This is a genomic window from Opitutus sp. sgz309028, assembly GCF_059821195.1.
In genome coordinates this window covers 244660-264331 of sequence record NZ_JCAMRR010000005.1, presented here as the reverse complement: position 1 = coordinate 264331, position 19672 = coordinate 244660, and the positions used below count along the sequence as shown (strand labels likewise).

General features: G+C 64.6%; 19 protein-coding genes. 13 read left to right on the top strand and 6 right to left on the bottom strand.

What is annotated here, in order from left to right:
- Positions 1 to 82 precede the first annotated feature (82 nt).
- The 3 genes from AC6RV7_RS19370 to AC6RV7_RS19360 all read right to left on the bottom strand — a co-directional run bounded on the left by AC6RV7_RS19370 (position 83) and on the right by AC6RV7_RS19360 (position 3782).
- Complete coding sequence (locus tag AC6RV7_RS19370; protein WP_500095848.1) at positions 83 to 1099, bottom strand: ABC transporter permease; 1017 nt, start codon at positions 1097 to 1099, stop codon at positions 83 to 85.
- Between the two features lie 143 nt (positions 1100 to 1242).
- Positions 1243 to 1821, bottom strand: a complete 579-nt coding sequence (locus AC6RV7_RS19365) for a hypothetical protein (protein ID WP_500095846.1) — start codon at positions 1819 to 1821, stop codon at positions 1243 to 1245.
- Positions 1822 to 2273: 452 nt separating this feature from the next.
- Positions 2274 to 3782 carry a sigma-54-dependent transcriptional regulator gene (locus AC6RV7_RS19360; RefSeq protein WP_500095845.1) on the bottom strand — a complete coding sequence of 503 codons (1509 nt, stop codon included), beginning with the start codon at positions 3780 to 3782 and terminating at the stop codon, positions 2274 to 2276.
- Between the two features lie 110 nt (positions 3783 to 3892).
- Between AC6RV7_RS19360 and AC6RV7_RS19355 the strand changes: the two genes are divergently transcribed.
- Together AC6RV7_RS19355 and AC6RV7_RS19350 are read left to right on the top strand one after the other, a co-directional pair.
- On the top strand, positions 3893 to 4660 hold the full coding sequence (locus AC6RV7_RS19355; RefSeq protein WP_500095844.1) for a site-2 protease family protein: 768 nt from the start codon (positions 3893 to 3895) through the stop codon (positions 4658 to 4660).
- 91 nt (positions 4661 to 4751) lie between these two features.
- Positions 4752 to 5135, top strand: a complete 384-nt coding sequence (locus AC6RV7_RS19350; RefSeq protein WP_500095843.1) for a hypothetical protein — start codon at positions 4752 to 4754, stop codon at positions 5133 to 5135.
- Between the two features lie 51 nt (positions 5136 to 5186).
- On the opposite strand, the gene meaB is transcribed toward AC6RV7_RS19350, so the two are convergent.
- From meaB to AC6RV7_RS19335, 3 genes are read right to left on the bottom strand one after another with little or no spacing between them, the layout of a single operon-like run.
- Positions 5187 to 6371: a methylmalonyl Co-A mutase-associated GTPase MeaB gene (gene meaB / locus AC6RV7_RS19345; protein WP_500095842.1), complete on the bottom strand. Its 1185-nt coding sequence runs from the start codon at positions 6369 to 6371 to the stop codon at positions 5187 to 5189.
- 2 nt (positions 6372 to 6373) lie between these two features.
- Entirely contained in the window at positions 6374 to 8533 is a 2160-nt protein-coding gene (gene scpA, locus AC6RV7_RS19340; RefSeq protein ID WP_500095841.1) for a methylmalonyl-CoA mutase, read from the bottom strand.
- A 10-nt stretch (positions 8534 to 8543) separates the two neighbouring features.
- Complete coding sequence (locus AC6RV7_RS19335) at positions 8544 to 10661, bottom strand: methylmalonyl-CoA mutase family protein (RefSeq protein ID WP_500095840.1); 2118 nt, start codon at positions 10659 to 10661, stop codon at positions 8544 to 8546.
- 169 nt (positions 10662 to 10830) lie between these two features.
- On the opposite strand from AC6RV7_RS19335, the gene mce reads away from it, so the two are divergent.
- From mce to AC6RV7_RS19280, 11 genes are all read left to right on the top strand, one after another.
- A complete protein-coding gene (gene mce, locus AC6RV7_RS19330) occupies positions 10831 to 11238 on the top strand; it encodes a methylmalonyl-CoA epimerase (protein WP_500095839.1) in 408 nt (135 codons plus the stop codon).
- 27 nt (positions 11239 to 11265) lie between these two features.
- Positions 11266 to 12819: an acyl-CoA carboxylase subunit beta gene (locus AC6RV7_RS19325; RefSeq protein WP_500095838.1), complete on the top strand. Its 1554-nt coding sequence runs from the start codon at positions 11266 to 11268 to the stop codon at positions 12817 to 12819.
- Entirely contained in the window at positions 12816 to 13187 is a 372-nt protein-coding gene (locus AC6RV7_RS19320; RefSeq protein ID WP_500095837.1) for a hypothetical protein, read from the top strand. The genes AC6RV7_RS19325 and AC6RV7_RS19320 overlap by 4 nt, the downstream gene beginning before the upstream one ends.
- Positions 13188 to 13251: 64 nt before the next feature.
- Positions 13252 to 13644: a biotin/lipoyl-containing protein gene (locus tag AC6RV7_RS19315; RefSeq protein ID WP_500095836.1), complete on the top strand. Its 393-nt coding sequence runs from the start codon at positions 13252 to 13254 to the stop codon at positions 13642 to 13644.
- Between the two features lie 157 nt (positions 13645 to 13801).
- Positions 13802 to 13927, top strand: coding sequence for a hypothetical protein (locus AC6RV7_RS19310; RefSeq protein ID WP_500095835.1), 126 nt, complete (start codon positions 13802 to 13804; stop codon positions 13925 to 13927).
- A gap of 39 nt (positions 13928 to 13966) precedes the next feature.
- Positions 13967 to 15226, top strand: a complete 1260-nt coding sequence (locus tag AC6RV7_RS19305; protein WP_500095834.1) for a sodium ion-translocating decarboxylase subunit beta — start codon at positions 13967 to 13969, stop codon at positions 15224 to 15226.
- Positions 15223 to 15432 carry a hypothetical protein gene (locus AC6RV7_RS19300; RefSeq protein WP_500095833.1) on the top strand — a complete coding sequence of 70 codons (210 nt, stop codon included), beginning with the start codon at positions 15223 to 15225 and terminating at the stop codon, positions 15430 to 15432. Before AC6RV7_RS19305 ends, AC6RV7_RS19300 begins: the two co-directional genes overlap by 4 nt.
- A gap of 44 nt (positions 15433 to 15476) precedes the next feature.
- Positions 15477 to 15908 (top strand): OadG family transporter subunit, encoded by a 432-nt coding sequence (locus AC6RV7_RS19295; protein ID WP_500095832.1) that lies wholly within the window; start codon positions 15477 to 15479, stop codon positions 15906 to 15908.
- Positions 15909 to 15918: 10 nt separating this feature from the next.
- Positions 15919 to 17175 carry a sodium ion-translocating decarboxylase subunit beta gene (locus tag AC6RV7_RS19290; RefSeq protein WP_500095831.1) on the top strand — a complete coding sequence of 419 codons (1257 nt, stop codon included), beginning with the start codon at positions 15919 to 15921 and terminating at the stop codon, positions 17173 to 17175.
- A 104-nt stretch (positions 17176 to 17279) separates the two neighbouring features.
- Positions 17280 to 18050, top strand: coding sequence for a biotin--[acetyl-CoA-carboxylase] ligase (locus tag AC6RV7_RS19285; protein WP_500095830.1), 771 nt, complete (start codon positions 17280 to 17282; stop codon positions 18048 to 18050).
- Between the two features lie 111 nt (positions 18051 to 18161).
- Positions 18162 to 19655 carry a pyruvate carboxylase subunit B gene (locus AC6RV7_RS19280; protein ID WP_500095829.1) on the top strand — a complete coding sequence of 498 codons (1494 nt, stop codon included), beginning with the start codon at positions 18162 to 18164 and terminating at the stop codon, positions 19653 to 19655.
- Positions 19656 to 19672: the final 17 nt, after the last annotated feature.

Here is a 19672-nt window from a genome sequence, read left to right as displayed (position 1 = left end):
ATCAGCTCATCCAATAACTTCACATCCAAGCCGCCATACGGCAGCTGCTTCTCTTTCGTGGTCACTGTCTTGTCCTTTCATTTCAGTGATCCACACACAAACTTTCTGACACGCTCCTAGAGCCGAGGGCTAATCGCACCGCGAACTCTCGCTGCTTGCCGTTGAGGCGAGTTGAAACGATACTGGAGGCATTAATACAGGCCATCGCATAAAGCAGGCCGACGGCGCATAGTAACGCTACGTGCATCGCTCGCGGAGACCGATTCCGCTCAACTTGGGCAAGGGGCTCTAGCACAATCTCCTCTTGAGCAAGGAGCTTTACAGCCCAGTCAGGCACCTTCGGCTTGATCGTTGCTAACTCCGCTTGCCCCTGTTGAATCGTAGCTCCGATCTGCAGACGCCCAATCACGAAAAGATAACGCCCGAGCGGTTTTGCCGGGTCGATCGTGAGAGCGAGAGGTTTGTAGATGTCGACGCTGTGGAGCCTTGGCGGGCGGTACTCGGGCCCCAGCACCCCGATGATGCGGCAGGATTTACCACCGACCCATACATCTCGCCCTATAGCTCCAAGCTCTCCTCCGAATCGATCCTTCCATAAACGGTGGCTAATTATGACCACACAGTCTTTCCCAGGCACGTCCTCGCCCTGCAGGAAATCACGACCATATAAGGGTGCTGTTCCGAGAGCGCTAAAATACTCGACATTCACGCTGCCGAGCTCTGCGCCTCGAGGTTGGTCATCCACCACGAGGTTGGTATCAGATACCTCCAACGCCGCAAATGCACAGAACGATCGAGCGGTGTCGCGATAGGCGAGAAAGCGCGCGGGAGACTGTGCGCGCAAGAGCCCATAACGCCTGGTCTTGGTGCTGATGACGACAAGCTGTTCCGATCCCGGGTATGGTAGTGCTCGAAAGAGGGCTGCATCTGTAACGCGGAATATAGCTGTTGCGGACGCAATTCCGAGGGCGAGGGTACAAACGAAGGTAGTGACGTAGCCTGGTGACCTGCTCAACGACCGCCAAGCAAAGTGGCAGTCCCTAAGCGACCGCTCAAGCAGGCTGACGCACCATATCGCTGCTCTTGTACCCTTAGCCATGTCGCGTATTTTATTTGCGGTTAGCGCTTCACTAAAGCCAATTTGTATAAAGCTTAAATCTCGCTGGTTGCTTATGCGCCGAGGTTGTTGGGCCAAGTGCCTGCGGAGCGACTGAACGCGGCGGGATCGCCTGTAGTTTCTACCTAGCGCACCCCCACGCTCGACATCGGCGTGGCCAAACCGCTATAGGATGGAAGGGTGCGTATGTCGATGGAAAGCTCCTCTGTATCACGCGGCCTCCTGCATTCCGGATCATAGAAAAGGCGGCAGCTGAAGAATGCGGTGCCATCACCATTGGAGAAAACGTCTACCATGCATTTCGTGTCGATTAGCGCATACGTGCCGGCCCTAAGACGATAGACGATCAAGCGATCATTGCGGCTATTGCTTACGAGAGTGCACTCCCCGCCTTTGTCACGGAATCGCACGCGGAATGGGATGGAAGCCATTGAGCTGGCCTTTATGTAGTAATCGTTGGGGTCAGGATTGCTAAGCTTCAAGACGATCAAGACCGGATCAGTACCATTGGCCCTAGAGCTGTCGTAAACCTCAAGCGAAAGGTCGGCTTTGGCAACAGGTGCCATCATTGTAACCGTGGCGAGAAGCATAGCCCGAACTTTAACATGCATGGATGTGTGAGTCGGAAAACGAACGATATTGTGAGCTGCTCTGACTAACAGACGATGCACGTTCGGGCTAATGCTGCTGACGTCGGATTGCATGATTAACTCCCTGCCTGTGTTTCTCAGCAACGGCTGTTTGCAGTAACTGCACAGTAGTAGACCGCCGTTTGCATTTGATTAGGGGTTTCGCAGGCCGTGGCGGATTACTGCCAGGGGAGCCGACCAGGAGGCAAAGGGGGGAAGTAGTCTTCATTGCCGCTGCGAGCGCGCTTTCGCGCTAGTTATCCGCAACGGCGCCGGTCCGGGCGGTTGTCCCATACCCGGACGATTTCAACAAGGTGGCGGCCTCTTCGTCCGCAACTTCGGTTTCCTCCTCGCCAGCTCGGCACTGAGTTCCGCGTTATCCAGGTGGAGCGCGGACGTCCGGCGCGTCGGATGACAGATTCGAAACGGCGCGGGGCGCCGCTTGAAACCCTTTTGGGTCATCGGCGCGCTCTTTTTTAGCCCAACTCCGTCCAGGCAACCTCACCCCTATCGAACGCTTCTGCCGGTCACGGCTGCAGCGTCACGCGTTTTTGCAGGGCGGCTTTTGTGAGGCCGAGGAGTTTGGCGGCTTTGGCCAGATCGGGTTCCGCGGCAACCACGCGCGCGACTAACTCGCGCTCCACGCGCGGCAGGATCGGCTCCTCGCCGGTGCGCAGCGCAGACACAATTACGTCGAGCGCGCGTTCAACCGAGATCTCGCCTTCCGCCGGGGCCGTCGGCGCGGGCGCCGTGATCGGCTCGACGGGAAAGGGCGCTGCGCTCGCCGCCGGTGGCTTGGGCGTGGTGGCACTTTCGGGCGCTGACGATTCCGATTCCGTCGCGGCTGCACCGCGGATTTCGGGCGGCAGGTCTTTCACGAGAATCGCGTCGCCCTGCGCGATCACTGCGCTGCGGTAGATCACATTCTCCAATTCCCGCACGTTGCCGGGCCAGTTGTGACGCGTCAGCGCGGTCATCGCTTCGGGCGAGACCTTCGTCACCCTCGCCTTCTTCTGCTTCACGAGATTCTGCAGGCAGAAATCGACGATCTGCGGGATGTCTTCGCCGCGCTCGCGCAGCGGCGGCATTTTGATCCGCACGACGTTGAGCCGGTAGTAAAGATCTTCGCGGAAGGTCTTCGCCTTCACCATTTCCTCGAGATCCTTGTTGGTCGCGCCGATCACGCGCACGTCGACCTTGATCGTCTCGGTGCCGCCGACGCGCTGGATTTCTCCCTGCTGCAGGACGCGGAGAATCTTCGTCTGCGTCGCAAGCGCCATGTCGCCGATCTCGTCGAGGAAGATCGTGCCGCCATCGCAAAGTTCGAACTTCCCCAGCCGCTGACCGGTCGCGCCGGTGAACGAGCCCTTTTCGTGGCCGAAGAGTTCGCTCTCGATCAGGTTGTCGGGAATCGCCGCGCAATTCACCGCGATGAACGGCTTGCCCGAGCGGTGGCTGTGTTTCCAGATCGAACGGGCCACGAGCTCCTTGCCCGTGCCGCTCTCGCCAGTGATCATCACCGTCACGTCGCTGGCGGTGACCTGGCCGATGACCTTGAAGACGTCCTGCATCACCGGCGAGCTGCCGACGATGCCTTCGCGATAGTCGTCGGCGTTGATGGTGGGCTTGTAGTCGCTCACCGCGCGCAGATCGGCGCGGGTTTTCAAGGCCGCTTCGGTCAACGCGAGCACCTTCTGCGGATCGAAGGGCTTCATCATGTAATCGAAGGCGCCGTATTTCATCGCCTCGATCGCCGTCTGCGCGGTGCCGAACGCCGTCATCAGGATCACCAACTGCTTCGGATTGGCGCCGCGGATCATCTGCAGCGCCTCGATCCCGCCCATGCCGCTCATGCGGACATCCAACAGCACGAGATCGGGCGCGGGGCCTTTTTTCACCAGTGCCACCCCCTGCTCGCCGCTCGGCGCCTCGGTGATCTGGTAGCCGCGCGAGGACAAAACGCGCGACAGCGAATAACGAATCTCCGCATCGTCATCGATGACGAGGATGGTGGCTGGCTTGGCCGTTTCGGACATGGCGCCAGCGAAACGAAGCCCTGCTCAAAGTAAATAGCACGCGTGGCGCGGCGTCGCCGGCAAAGCAAACGCATGCTGGCGCTTTTCAATAGGACGCGTTGATTCGCCCGATGCTGGATTGGTCTCTCAAACTGTTTCGGGTGCGCGGCATTCAGCTGGCGGTGCACTCGAGCTTCTTCCTTTTGCTCGCCTGGGTCGCCTATGAGGGCTGGGACATGGCGCGCTGGACCGGCCTCGTGTGGAGCAGCGTGACGCTGATTTCGTTCTTCACCTGCGTGGTGCTCCACGAGTTCGGGCACTCGTTCACCGCGATGCACTACGGCATCGGCGTGCGGCGCATCCTGCTGATGCCGATCGGCGGGATGGCGGAGTTCGAGTCGATTCCGCGACAGCCGTCGCGCGAATTGCTGATCACGCTCGCGGGGCCGGCGGTCAACTTCGTCATCGCCGGCGTGCTGTGGTTCATCGTTCGGGGCATGCCCGACGAAGTCCCGCTGTATTCGATGGCGGGCCTGGCCTATCAGCTGTTTTTCGCGAATTTGGCGATGGGCTGCTTCAATCTTCTGCCGGCGTTTCCGATGGATGGCGGCCGCATCTTGCGCGCGGGTCTCGCCTACCGGATGCCTTACCTGCGGGCGACGCAGATCGCGGCAACCGTCGGCAAGATCGTCAGCCTCATCGGCATCGCGATCGCGTTGTGGAACTCGTGGTGGCTGCTCGCCGCGTTGTTCGCCTTCATTTCGTTTGCGGGCGAGGCCGAATATCGCGCGGTCCGTCGGCGGGAAATCGAGGATGCGCGCTGGCGCGAGACGCTCGCGCGCTTTTACAGCCAGTCCGCGCCCAATTCTCCCGAAGAGCCGCCCGTCCTCACCCGCTGATTCGCGGCGGCGCTTCTGACGCAGAATTGCGATTTCGGGCCTTGCGCCAGCTCGGAGGCGTTCCTCACAGTAAAACGCCCCCGGCTTCGAGATGCGCACCTTGCGGGAATTGTATTGCGAGAAACACCATTGCCCGGCCACCGACTTCGAGCGGCGCGCTTTCTGGCACTGTCTTTACCCGCACGCGCGGTTTTTCGCGCCACTGATCTTGTTGCTCTATCGCGATTTCTTCGTGTCCGACCGGATGCTGCTCCGCAGCATCGCCGAGGCGGCGCACATGCAACGTGTGCGTGACGAAGTCCGCGACTTTTTTTGGGACTCGAACAATCGCGGCTGGCTGCGTCACGCGATCAGGATCCGCGTCTCCGGCCAACGCGTGAAGGACCTGGCTCGCGACTTCCTCCCGGAAGGCGGCTCACGGCTGCCGTTTCCGCCACCCGCCGCGATCGGCTCGAATTCGGCCACGTCCGCCTGATTCGTCGGCCGGCCGCCTCGTTCCGAAACGACTCGCGCCCCCGGAACGAGTTCAGGTCAGCTTCAGCAGTTCCATCGCTGCCATCAAGGGCGGCATCTTGCCCATCGCCACGGCCTGTTCGACGCCGCTCAGGCGGTCGCGCACCATCGGTTCGGAATAGAAACGCGTGCGCAGGCTTTCGAGAATCAGCGCGTGCATCCACTCGACCGCTTGCGCGCGGCGCCGGCGCTCGAGGTCGCCGCTGCTGCGCACCGTGCGGAAGAAATCCTCGGTGACTTTCCACACGTCCCGCAGACCGTCGCCGGTGAGCGCCGACGCCAGCAATGCCGGGGTGGTCCAGCCGGCCGCCGTCGGATGCAGGTAGTGCAACACCCGCCGCATTTCCGCCTGCGCCGCCATCGCCCGTGGGCGATTCTCGCCATCGGCCTTGTTGATCACGAGCGTGTCCGCCAGCTCGATCACGCCTTTCTTGATACCCTGCATCTCGTCGCCGGCGCCGGCGATCATCAACACGAGGAAAAAATCCACCATCGAGCGAACCGTGACCTCGTTCTGGCCAACGCCGACGGTTTCGACGATCACCACGTCGAAGCCCGCGGCCTCGCACACGAGGATCGCCTCGCGGGTCTTGCGCGTCACGCCGCCGAGCGAACCGGCGGAGGGCGACGGTCGGATGAACGCGCCTTTCCGCCGGCTGAGCTTTTCCATGCGGATCTTGTCCGCGAGGATGCTGCCGCCGGAAACGCTGCTCGACGGATCGATCGCCAGCACGGCGATGCGATGGCCGTCGTCGATCAGGTTGCAGCCGAAACTTTCGATGAACGTGCTCTTGCCGGCGCCGGGAATCCCGGTGATGCCGATGCGCCGGGAGCCGCCGGTGTGCGGCAGCAGTTTCGCGAGGAGTTCCTGCGCGAGTTCCTGATGCGCGGGAGCGTTGCTTTCGACGAGCGTAATCGCGCGCGCGAGGATCGTCGGATCGCCGCCGAGCACGCCGAAAATATAGTCGTCGAGCTTCAGCGTGCGTCGGCGCGGCACGGGTTTGCCGGCGAGCGCGACCCCCGAGGGCCGCGCTCCTTGCAGGACCCAGCTCGCGAAACCGGGGCCGGCATTTTCCGGCACCCAGTCGGGCCGCGGCTGCGGACAACCGTCGTGCGTGACGACGCGGGTCTCCGGCTCATCCGTTTGGGGATGAGGCGCGGAAACCCGCATGCCGGGATCTTTGACGACGTCGGCCATCCTCAACCTGCAACCGGTTCCAAACGCTCGAGCAGCAGATCGAGGATCTTCGCGGCCGACTGCGGGATCACCGTGCCGGGGCCGAAGATCGCGCTGGCGCCGTTCGCGAGCAGGAAATCGTAATCCTGCGCCGGAATCACGCCGCCGCAGATCAACACGATGTCCTCGCGGCCGAGCTTCCGCAGCTCGTCGCGCAACTGCGGCAGCAGCGTCTTGTGACCCGCCGCGAGCGAGCTCATCGCCACGGCGTGCACGTCGTTTTCCACCGCCTGCTTCGCGGCCTCGGCAGGCGTCTGGAAGAGCGGCCCGATGTCGATGTCGAAGCCCAGATCGGCCATGGCGGTCGCGACGACTTTCGCGCCGCGATCGTGTCCGTCCTGACCCAGCTTCGCGATGAGCACGCGCGGCCGGCGGCCTTCCTGCGCTTCGAAGCGCGCGATCTTCTCCTTGATCTTGTTCACGGTTTTTTCCTCCCCGAATTCCTGGCGGTAAACGCCCGAGATCGAGCGAATCTGGGCCTGGTAGCGTCCGAAGATCACTTCGAGCGCATCGGAAATTTCCCCCAGCGTCGCGCGCGCCTGGGCCGCGGTGACGGCGAGATCGAGCAGGTTGCCCTCCCCTCCCTTCGCACAGGCGGTGAGCGCCGCGAGCGCGGCCTTCGTTTTCGTTTCGTCGCGCGACGCGCGCAGCTCTTTCAGCCGCTTGATCTGCGCTTCGCGGACGGCGGTGTTGTCGACCTCGAGAATATCGAGCGCGGCCTCTTTCTCGAGACGGTATTTGTTGAGCCCGACGATCGTTTCTTTCGCGGAATCGATGCGCGCCTGGCGGCGGGCGGCGGCCTCCTCGATGCGGAGTTTGGGAATGCCCGCCTCGATCGCCTTCGTCATCCCGCCGAGCTTCTCGACTTCCTCGAGGTGCTCGCGCGCCTTTTCGACGAGCTCGTGCGTGAGGTGTTCGACGTAGTAGCTGCCGCCCCACGGATCGACGACGTTGCAGATGCCGGTTTCCTGCTGCAGGTGCAACTGGGTGTTGCGCGCGATGCGGGCGGAGAAATCCGTCGGCAACGCGATCGCCTCGTCGAGCGCGTTGGTGTGCAGCGACTGCGTGTGGCCGGTGGCCGACGCGAGCGCCTCGAGGCAGGTGCGCGCGACGTTGTTGAACGGATCCTGTTCCGTGAGCGACCAGCCGGAGGTCTGCGAGTGCGTCCGCAGCGCGCGCGATTTCGGATTCTTCGGATTGAACTGGCCGACGATTTCCGACCAGAGCGTGCGGGCGGCGCGCATCTTCGCGACTTCCATGAAGAAGTTTTTGCCGATCGCCCAGAAGAACGAGAGCCGCGGCGCAAAGGCGTCGATGTCGAGACCAGCAGCGACGCCGGTGCGCAGATACTCGAGTCCGTCCGCGAGCGTGTAGGCGAGCTCGAGGTCCGCCGTGGCGCCCGCCTCCTGCATGTGATAGCCGGAGATCGAGATCGAGTTGAACTTCGGCATGTTCTTCGACGTGTAGGCGAAGATGTCCGCGATGATCTTCATCGAGGGAGTCGGCGGATAGATGTAGGTGTTCCGCACCATGAACTCCTTCAGGATGTCGTTCTGGATCGTGCCGGAGAGGTCGCTGAGTTTCGCGCCCTGTTCGAGCGCGGCGCAGATGTAGAACGCCATCACGGGCAGCACCGCGCCGTTCATCGTCATCGACACAGACACCTTGTCGAGCGGGATGCCGCCGAAGAGCGTCTGCATGTCGAGCACGCTGTCGATCGCGACGCCGGCCTTGCCGACATCGCCGACGACGCGCGGGTGATCGCTGTCGTAGCCGCGGTGCGTGGCGAGGTCGAACGCGACCGACAGGCCCGCCTGGCCGGCCGCGAGATTGCGCTTATAGAACGCGTTCGACTCCTCGGCCGTGGAAAATCCGGCGTATTGGCGCACGGTCCACGGCTTCACGACATACATCGTCGCGTAGGGCCCGCGCGTGAACGGCGCGAGTCCCGGCATGGTGTCGAGCTCCTGACGCGCAGGCAGATCGCCCGCGGTGAAGACCGGTTTGACCGGGATTTGCTCGTAGGTCTGCCACGGCGCGGCGCTTGGTCTCGCGGGCCGCAGGGCGTTCGCAAACGAGAAGGCGTCGTAGGCGAGCTTGGTGAAATCGGGTGAGTCTTTCATGGAAGGGGAATCAGAGGGCGCCCAGTTTTTTCAAAAGTCCGGCCAGCACGTCGTGGACGTTGGCGCGCACGTGGATGAATTCGTCGATACCGGCGGTCTTGAACGCCGCGACCGTGGCGGGATCGGCGGGCAGACCCGCGAGGACGAGCGTCGTATCCGGCGCAGCCTTACGGACGGCCGCGGCGAACGCCGGCACGAGCACCGGGTAAGTGTCGTCGGTCGAGCAGAGGACCGCGACGGATGCTTTCGACGCGGCGGCGGCCGCCTCCTCGGGCGTGTTGAAGCTTTGCTTCGCGAGCACCTCGAAGCCGCCGGCGGCGAAAAAGCCGGCGGAGAAATCGGCGCGCGCCTTGTGCTGCAGCGCCGGGCCCATCTTTGCGAGGAAGACCTTCGGGCGCGCTCCGTGCGCTTTGGCATACGCCGTGGAGGCGGCACGCAAGGTCTCGAAATCCTCGGCGCCCCGACGCGGACTCAACGCGGAGATCGCCGGTGCGACCGGTTTGCCGCCGCACGAGAAGCGACTCAGCTGGCCCACCGTGGCGCCCTCCCGCGCCGCGCTCAGCGCGAGCGCAAAGCGCGTGGCCCAGTCGGCGTGGGCCGGCGCGTTCGCCGGACCGCGACCACGGCGACCGCGAATCTCCGCGGCGCGACGGCTCTGGCAGGCGGCGAGATCGACCTCCGCGCGAGCGAGAGGCGTTTCCTTGAGATTGGGGAACAGGTTTGTCCCCACCAGGCCGTAACGGCGCTTCGCCACGGCATCGCGCTTCTCCGTGCCGGCCTTGGCGGCGAGCTCCTGCGGATAGCCGCTGCGGAGCGCGGCGACCATTCCGCCTTTGCGTTCGATCTCTTGGAAGATCGCCCACGCGCCGCGCGCGATCTCGTCGGTCAGTTTTTCCACATACCACGAACCGCCGGCGGCGTCGGCCACCTCGGCGAAATTGAATTCCTCGGCGAGCAGCGTGTGGACGTTGCGGGCGATGCGACGCGAGAACTCCGTCGTCGCTCCGGAAACTTCGTCGAACGGCGCGATGTGCAGCCGGTCGCAGCCGCCAAGCACGGCCGAAAGCGCCTCGGTGGTGACGCGCAACATGTTCACGTGCGGATCGAGCAGCGTCTTGTTCCACGATCCCGTGATTGCGCTGACGCTCGCCTCCGCGGCGGCTTCAGGAGCCAGTTCGAAGGCGGTCAGCACGCGCGCCCACAGCGGCCGGAAGGCGCGGAATTTCGCGATTTCCGTGAAGAACTGCGGTCCGATCGCGAGGGTGAACGCAAAGCGTCGCGCGGCGACCGAGGCGGGCACGCCGCGTTCGCCGAGCGCCCGCAGATAGGCCGTCGCGGTCGCGAGCGCGAACGCCAGTTCCTGCGTGGCGGTGGCGCCGGCGTCGCTCCAGCCGGTGACGTCCACGCCGACGGTTTTGACTTTCGGCAGGGACGTTTCGGACCACGCGGTCCAGCCCGCGAGCGAGGAGAACAGCGGGTCGATCGCGGCCGGCAGCGCGCCGCAGGAGATCCACGCCCCGATCGGGTCGGCAACGATGCTGCCGGACAGGGCTCCCCACGGTGCACCGCGCCGGCGCATGGTTTCGAGGAAAAGCGCCGCCAGCGGCAACGCGTCGCCTCCCGCGTCGAGGTGCAGCGGGACCGCGCTCAGCTCCACGCCGTTCAACGCCGTGGCGAGATCCTCGACATCCGCCAGCGAGATCCCGCCGGCGCCGACGCTTGCCGCCGGCGCCTCGTCGGGATCGAGCCCGAGGCGCGTTGCCCGATCCGGCGTGAGCACGACGGCGTTCTGCCCGTGCATCAGGTCCGGCACTACGGCGGTGTTGAACTCGACCGGCGTCGCCGCCGCGAGGCGTTGCGCGACCTCCCACCGACTGGAGCGATAGCCGAGCGGACGGGTGCCGCGGAGGAACGGCGCCTCGCCGGGCTTGCTGGTGAGATCGGAAACTCCTGCGAGACTCGCCCGCGTGTAGAGCGGCTGCAGCGCGACCCCCTCGAAGGTGCGCGTGACGAGCTTCTTGTCGAAGGGCACGCCCTTCAGCTCGGACTCGACCAGCGCGCGCCATCGGGCATACGCGTCGGCCAGCGGGTCATTCGTGGCAGGAGGGAGGTCGGTGGCAGCAGACATGGTATAAGAGATAAAAATCTCAGGTGCCAGTCTACGGGCTCATGAAATTTGCTGCTCCGCAGATTTTGCCAAGGGATGCTTATCAATAGCCAATTCATGCGAAGCGACCCGAGCGGGCGATCGGCATACTGGCGCCGACGCTGAAATGCGCCCCGTCACGACATCCACCATGATCACCAAAATCGATCACCTTGGCATTGCGGTTCGCTCCCTGGACGAAGCTGTGCCGTTCTACGAAAAGTCGCTTGGCCTGAAATGCGAGCACCGCGAAGAAGTCGCCTCGCAGAAAGTGCGCACGGCGTTCTTCACGGTGGGCGAGGTCCACCTCGAGCTGCTCGAGCCCACCTCGCCCGACAGCCCGATCGCCAAGTTTCTCGAGAAGAATGGCGAGGGCATTCATCACGTCGCGTTCGGCACGACCGACATCGAGGCGCAGCTCGGCCAGGCCGCCGCGGGCGGCTGCCGCTTGATCAACGAAAAACCGTTCGAAGGCGCCGGCGGAAAGCTCGTGGCCTTCCTGCATCCCAAATCCACCCACGGCGTGCTCACCGAGCTCTGCGCTCCGATCGCACGCTGAGCGAAGCCTCCCGAATCCCTTAAAAACATGGCCATCTCACCCGCCCTGCTCGAAGAACTGCGCAAACGTCGCGCCGCTGCGTCGGTCGGCGGCGGTCCCGAAAAACTTGCCGAGCGCAAGAAGAAGGGACTGCTCACCGCGCGCGAACGCGTCGACGCGCTGTTTCAACCCGGCAGCTTCCTCGAATCCGGCATGCACGCCGAGCACGACTGCCACCACTTCGGCCTCGAATCGAAGTCGTTCCCCGGCGATGGCGTCGTCACCGGCGTCGGCTACATCGACGGCCGTCCGGTGGCTTGCTTCAGCCACGACTTCACCGTCGGCGGCGGCGCGCTGGGCCGCATTCATTCCAAGAAGGTCTGCGACCTCATGGACTACGCGATGCAGGCCGGCATGCCGATGATCGGGATCAACGATTCCGGCGGCGCCCGCATCCAGGAGGGCGACGACGCGCTCTCCGGCTACGGCCAGATCTTTTTCCGCAACGTCCTTCTCTCCGGCGTCGTGCCGCAGATCTCGATCATCGCGGGCCCCTGCGCCGGCGGCGCGGCGTATTCGCCGGCGCTGACCGACTTCATCATCATGACGAAGAAGAACGCGCAGATGTTCATCTGCGGCCCGGAGGTCATCAAAGCCGCCACCGGCCAGTCGACCACGATGGACGAGATCGGCAGCGCCGCCGCCCACGCGGCGATCTCGGGCAACATCCACTTCGTCGCCAACGACGATCAACACGCGTTCGAGATTGCGCGCAAGCTGCTGAGTTTCCTGCCCTCGAACAACATCATGGACCCGCCGCACCGGCCCACGCCGACGGTGACGCTCGACGTTGACGAGCGCATGAACGCGCTGGTGCCGGAAGATCCGAAGGCGCCGCTCGACGTCCTCAAGGTCATCGAACTGCTCGTCGACGGCGGCGACTTCCTCGAGGTGCAGAAGGATTTTGCGAAGAACCTCGTGGTCGGCTTCGGCCGCGTGCAGGGCATCGTGGTCGGCATCATCGCCAATCAGCCGGCCGTGAAGGCGGGGACGCTCGACATCGATTCGTCCGACAAGGGCGCGCGGTTCATCCGGCTCTGCAATGTCTTCAACATTCCGGTCGTCACGCTCGTCGACGTCCCCGGCTTCATGCCCGGCGTCGCACAGGAACGCGGCGGCATCATCCGCCACGGCGCGAAGATGCTCTTCGCCTACGCGGCGGCCACGGTGCCGAAGATCACCGTCATCATGCGCAAGGCCTACGGCGGCGCGTATCTGGCGATGTGCAGCCGCGACATGGGCGCGGATTTCGTCTACGCGTGGCCGTGTTCCGAAATTGCGGTCATGGGCGCCGAAGGCGCCGTCGGCGTGCTCTACAAGAAAGAAATCGCGGCCGCGGCGGAGCCGAAGAAAAAAGCGGCCCAGCTCGCCGCCGAGTATCGCGAGAAATTCTCGTCGCCCTACGAGGCGGCGGCGAAAGCCATGATCAACGATGTCATCGAACCGGCCCAGACCCGCGGGCTCGTGGCGATGGCACTGCGGAACACGCTCTCGAAGCGTGAAACCCGGCCGCCGAAGAAGCACGGCAACATCCCGCTATGAGCGCCCTCCTCCTCGCCGTCGCCGACGCGCCACGGCCCCTGTTCGGCAACCAATGGCTGGCGCTCCTGGTGATCCTCGCCGGCACGGCCGCGCTCATGGTCCTGGTCGCCGCGGCCGGGCGCTGGCTCGCCGCCACGCATCCCGAACCGGTCAAGCGAACGCCGGCACTTGCCGGCGTTCCGGCGGCGTCCGCCACGCCGGCGCCCGAGACCGTCGCGGTGATCGCCGCCTCCGTGGCGATGCATCTGGGCTCGCAGGCGCGCATCATGGCGATCCGCCCGGCCGCGCCACCCAATGTCGAAACCCTCATGCAGCAGTGGTCCCTCGAGGGCCGCCGCCAGATCTACTCGTCTCACCAAATCCGCTGATTCCCTGTCCCGCCGCCGGCGTATCTGAATTCCGGATGCGCCGGCCCCCAAACCGATTTCTCTCATGAAAAAACTCCGTGTCACCGTGGAAGGCAAAGTCTACGAGGTCCTCGTCGAGATGCTCAGCGAAGGGCCTGCGCCTTCCGCCGCACCCGTCGTCACTCCGGTTTCCACCGCGCCCGTCGCCGCGGCCTCCGTGGCCGCGCCCGCCGCGGCACCGGCACCGCGTGCCGCCGCCGCCGGCGCCGGCGATGTGCCCAGCCCGCTCGCGGGCAAGGTCGTGTCGATCGACGTCAAGACCGGCGACAGCGTCGCCGAAGGCGCGCAGGTCGCGACGATCGAGGCGATGAAAATGAACACCTACATCTTCGCGCCGAAGGCCGGCCGCGTGGATGCGGTGCTCGTCAACGCCGGCGACGGCGTCGAGGAGGGCACCGTCCTCCTTCGCATCGTCTGACGCTAGCAGGGAAAAGTGAAAGTGAAGGTGAAAGTGAAAGGCAGCCGGGGCGGCACGCCGCGTTCGTGAACATGAACGCGGGCGCCCCGATTTTGCCTCCTCACGTCCACCCTCTGCCTCACTCTCACTTTCACTTTCGCTCTGACTTTCTCCTCTCATGAAAACCGCCATTGAAACCGCGCTCATCATCTTCGGGATCGCCGTAGCGATCTCGATGTGCGTGGCCGCGCTGATGAAAGGGATGTTTGTGGCCATCCGCTGGCTGAACTCCCGAAAAGGCTGACGGACCTCCGCGCCGCCGCCTCCTGTCCGCCCCGCCTTCATGCATTTTCAAGACATCCTCAACATCTTCCAGGGCGTCACTTCGCTGCTGGATTCGAGTTGGCCGATCCTGCTGGCCCGCATCGGGCTGATGCTGCTCGGCATGCTGCTCGTTTACCTCGGGAAAAAGGGAGTGCTCGAGCCGTTGCTCATGATTCCGATGGGGCTCGGCATGGCCGCGGTCAACGCCGGCGTGCTGTTCCTCGACCCCACGACGGCTTCCGCCGTCACCGAGACGCCCGTCGCGACGGATGCGGCGACGCACGGCACGCTGATGATGGCGCCGCTCGTGCAGCAGACGGACAACCTGATGTATGTCCTGCAGATCGATTTTCTGCAGCCGATCTACACGTTCGCGTTCAGCAACGGTCTGATCGCGTGCATGGTATTTTTGGGGATCGGCGTATTGCTCGACGTCGGCTTCGTGCTCGCGCGGCCGTTCCTGAGCATGTTCCTGGCGCTGTGTGCCGAGTTCGGCACGGTGGCGACCTTTCCGATCGCCGTGGCGATGGGTCTCAATTATCGCGAAGCCGCCTCGATCGCCATGGTCGGCAGCGCCGACGGTCCGATGGTGTTGTTCACTTCGCTCACGCTCGCGAAGGAGCTGTTCGTGCCGATCACCGTGGTGGCGTATTTGTATCTGGGGCTCGCGTATGGCGGTTATCCCTACCTGATCCGCGCCCTGGTGCCGGCGAAGTTGCGCGGATTGAAAATGCCGCCGAAACCCGCGGTGAAGGTCACGTCGGACGAGAAACTCGCTTTTGCGGTCGTCGGCTGCACGGTGCTCTGCCTGCTGTTTCCGTCCGCGGCGCCGCTCTTCCTTTCGCTCTTCGTCGGCGTCGCAGTGCGTGAGGCCGGCCTGAAATACTTCATCTCGGTCATCGACGGACCGATTCTCTACGGCGCCACGATGTTCCTCGGCCTGTTGCTCGGCGTGCTGTGCGAAGCGGCGACCATCCTGAACCCGAAGGTCCTCGTGCTGCTGGTGCTGGGCATCCTCGCGCTCCTGCTCTCCGGCATCGGCGGACTGATCGGCGGCTATCTCGCTTATTATTTCAGCGGTCGTAAAATCAACCCCGTGATCGGCATCGCCGGCGTGAGCTGCGTGCCTTCCACGGCCAAGGTCGCGCAGAAGGAAGTCTCCAGCGTCACGCCCGACTCCATCATTCTGCCGGAAGCGCTCGGCGCCAACGTCAGCGGCGTCATCACGAGCGCGATCCTGACCGGCATCTACGTCACCCTGATCCCTCTCCTGCAGTGAGTCCTCTTCGCAACCGTGCCCGTTGGTGGATTGCCGGCGTTTCGACCGCCCTCTCCGGCGTGGCTCTGGTGCGCCTGGTGGCGCCGCAGTTCGACGGTTCGGTCCGACTGCTTGTTGCTGCCGGGGGCCAACTCCTAGCCCTCGGCGGACTGTTCATCATCTGTCTCGGCGTCAGCCGGCGGATCAAACAATCGACGGGTCGATAGGAGCCCGTCTCGTTTTCCCCAACCCAACCCCGTTCCACCCGATCATGGCCTTCTCTCCTGCCCGGCCCGCGCTCCTCGCCCTCGCCGAGTATCCAAATCTCGGAGACTCGATTCTTTTTCAACTCAACGGCCTGATTGTGGTGTTCATCGCCCTCGGCTCCATCTGGGGACTCCTGGAGCTGATGGGCGCGGCCTTCCGCCTGGCGGCCCGCCGGCGGCATGCGCCCGCGCACCGGACGCATCCGGCGGCGCACGACCGTCCGCCCGCGCCCGCAGCGCCAGCCGCCACGCCGGCGCCCGTCGCCGCCGCGACAGACGCGACCGATCCGCGGGTGCTCGCCGTCATCGCGGCGGCGGTGCACCTGACGTTGCGCGGACAACCGCATCGCATCACCGCTGTCACGCCGGAGCAGCCGACGCTCGACTGGGCGCGCGAGGGACGTCGCGCGATCTTCGCCTCGCACAAAACCCACTGATCCACCCGCCATGATCCAAGGACTTCTCGATTTCTTCCAGACCACCGGCTTCGCCCAGATCACCTGGCAGATGCTGGTCATGTGGGCCGTGGCCGGCGTGCTCATCTATCTCGCTGTCGCCAAAGGCTTCGAGCCGCTGCTGCTCGTGCCGATCGCGTTTGGGGCGCTGGTGGCGAACCTGCCCACGCGCGGCGTGATCACCGTCGAACAGCGCGCTAACGGCATGACCGATTCGGCCATCTTCCGCATCGAAGGCCACGCCGTCCCGGCCCGCGAAGGTGCGCCGGCGGACGCGGCGGCGACCGGCGAAACGCCCCAAGTTATGCAGGTGAACCGCGTCGAAGGCGGGCTCTTCGATTTCATCTCCCAGGGCGTGAAACTGGAGCTGTTTCCGCCGCTGATTTTTCTCGGCGTCGGCGCCCTCACGGACTTCGGCCCGCTGATCGCGATGCCGCGCACGCTGCTGCTCGGCGCGGCCGCGCAACTGGGCCTGTTCTTCACCTTCATGGGCGCGAACCTGCTCGGGTTCACGGCCAAGCAGTCGGCGTCCATCGGCATCATCGGCGGCGCCGACGGCCCGACGGCGATCTTCCTGACGAACAAACTCGCGCCCGAAATTCTCGGCGCGGTCGCGGTCGCGGCCTACACCTACATGTCGCTGGTGCCGTTGATCCAGCCGCCGATCATGCGCGCGCTCACCACGCATCACGAGCGCCGGATCCGGATGAAATCGCTGCGCAAGGTCAGCCGCACCGAGAAGCTGTTGTTTGCGCTCGTGGTCATGATCGTGTGCGTGCTGTTGGTGCCCGATGCGTCCGCGCTGATCGTGATGCTCATGCTCGGCAACTTCCTGCGTGAGTGCGCCGTGACGGAGCGACTCGTGAAATCCGCCCAGAACGAGATCATCAACGTTCTCACCATTTTCCTCGGCGTGACGGTGGGTCTGACGATGCGCGCGCAGAACTTCCTGGCGCCGGAAACGCTGAAGATCATCCTGCTCGGCGTCGTGGCGTTCGGCATTTCCACGGCAGGCGGCGTGATCGTGGCGAAGATCATGAATCTCCTCTCGCCGCACAATCCGGTGAATCCGTTGATCGGCTCCGCCGGCGTTTCCGCCGTGCCGATGGCGGCGCGGGTTTCCCATAACGAAGGCCAGCGGGCCGATCCCAACAACTATCTGCTCATGCACGCGATGGGCCCGAATGTCGCCGGTGTGATTGGCACCGCGGTGGCGGCGGGTTACTTTCTCTCCGCGCTCGGCCATTGAGATTCGACGCCGACGATCGGCCGCCGGGGCGGCCGACCTTTTTCGCACAAGAAATGGCAACCCATGCGCAGCCCGTCACGCCGGCCACTGCTAGCATTCTTACCATGACCTCCGGTGCGCCTCTCTCGTCCGAGACTTCGCTCCTCACCAGCGAAGGGTGGAGCATTCTGGTCGCGCAGGAGATCGGTTCCACCAATTCCGCCGCCGCCAAGCTCTCGCCCTGGCACGCCGTCCGTTCGCGCCTTCAAACCGATGGCCGGGGTCGGACCGGGCGTTTCTGGGTATCCGACGAAGGTGGCCTCTGGCTGTCCGCGGTCGTGCCCTGCCCGGGCAATCGCGCCCGCTGGGCGATTCTGCCGCTCGCCGCCGGCTGGGCGATCATCGCCGCCTTGAAGGAACTGGGCGTCGCCGGCCTGCGTCTGCGCTGGCCGAACGACATCATGGTCGGCCGCCGCAAGCTCGCCGGTCTGCTCGTCGAACGTTTCAACGACGAAACCGCGGTGATCGGGATCGGCCTCAACGTCTTCAATTTTCCCGAAGCCGCCGAGCCCGCGCTCGCCGGCAGCACCGCGCGGCTCGCCGATCTCGCGCCCGGCGGCTACACGCTCGACGACATCACCCGCGTCATCCTGCGCGCGATCGGTCGCGCGCATGCGCACATCCGCAACGACGAGTTTCGGATGATCGTGGATGAACTGAACGTCCACTGGGCGCAGCCGCGACTCGTCTCGGTCACACTCACTGGCCGCGCGCACACGTTCACCGGACTTTTCCACGGCATCGACGAAGCCGGCCGGCTGCGCATCACCACCGAACGTTTCGGCCACCGCGCCTACGATCCGTCGCAGGTAACCCTGCTCCGCGAACTCGAATGAACGCTGGAGCCGCGAGCAGCCACTGACGAGCAGCGAGCCCCTTTCAGCCTCATCCCATCGCCCGTCTCCTGCTCACCACCCACTACTCTCACTACTCGCTACTTTCCCATCATGGCACCCCTCGTCTTCAACAACACCGTCCTGCGCGACGGACACCAATCGCTCGCCGCGACCCGCATGACCACGGCGCAAATGCTGCCGGCCGCGCCGATCCTCGACGAACTCGGCTTCGGCGGGCTCGAGACCTGGGGCGGCGCGACGATCGATTCGTGCCTGCGCTATCTCGGCGAGAATCCGTTCGACCGCCTGCGCGCCTTGAAAAAAGCCGCGCCCAAGACGCCGCAGATCATGCTGCTGCGCGGCCAGAACATCGTGCAATACACGAGCTTTCCGGACGACGTCGTCGAGGCGTTCGTGCGCGCCAACGCGGCCGCGGGTCAGGACGTGTTTCGCATTTTCGACGCGTTGAACGACACCCGCAATCTGGCGACGGCGATCAAGACCGTCATCGCCACCGGCAAGCACGCGCGCGGCGAAATCTGCTACACCACCAGCCCGGTGCACACGATCGATGCGTTCGTGAAGATGGGCGTCGAGCTCGAGCGGATGGGTTGTCACTCGATCGCGATCAAGGACATGTCCGGCGTGATCTCGCCACGCGTCGCCTTCGATCTCGTGAAGGAGTTGAAGCGTCGCGTCGCCCTCCCGCTCACGCTGCACACGCACGACACCGCGGGCCTGGGTGCCTCGGCCTACGTGGCCGCGGTCGAAGCGGGCGTCGATGCGATCGAGACCTCGATCGCGCCGTTCGCCAACGGCACCGCGCAGCCCGACACCGTGCGCATGCTCGCGTTGCTCGAGGGCAATCCGCGCTGCCCGAAATACGATCCGAAGCGCCTCCGCGAACTCCGCGACTACTTCACCGGAGTCTACAAGGAACTCGAGAAATTCACTTCGCCGGCCAACGAGCGGGTCGATTCCGACACGCTGTTCTACCAGGTGCCCGGCGGCATGCTGTCGAATTTCCGGACGCAGCTGAAGGAACAGGGCATGGCCAACAAATTCGAGGAAGTCCTCGCCGAGATTCCTTACGTGCGCGCCTGCCTCGGCTGGATTCCGCTCGTCACGCCGACCTCGCAGATCGTCGGCACGCAGGCGATGTTGAACGTGAAGTTCGGTCGCTGGGCCAACTTCTCGCAGCCGGCGATGGACATCGCGCTGAACAAATACGGCCGCACGCCGGGACCGATCGATGAAGCGGTGCGCGCGCTCGCGATCAAGAAATCCGGCCAGCAGCCCGTCGAAGGCCGCCCGGCCGACTCGCTCGCCCCGCGGATGAACAAGCTTCGCGAGGAACTCGCGGCCGCCGGTCTGCCGACCGACAACGAGGCGTGCGTCCTGCACGCGATGTTCCCGCGCGAGTTCGCCGCGTTGCACAAGAAACCCGCCGCCCCGGCGCCAGTTGCGGCTTCGGCGGCGCCCGTCGCCGCCGCCAAGCCCGCCAGCCCGGCGCCGGCGACCAACGGGCACGTCGTGCCGCTGCAGCGTTTCGCCCTTACGGTGGAAGGCCGGCGTCACGAGGTGACGGTCACCGAGATCGACTGACGGCACGGGCCTCCAGC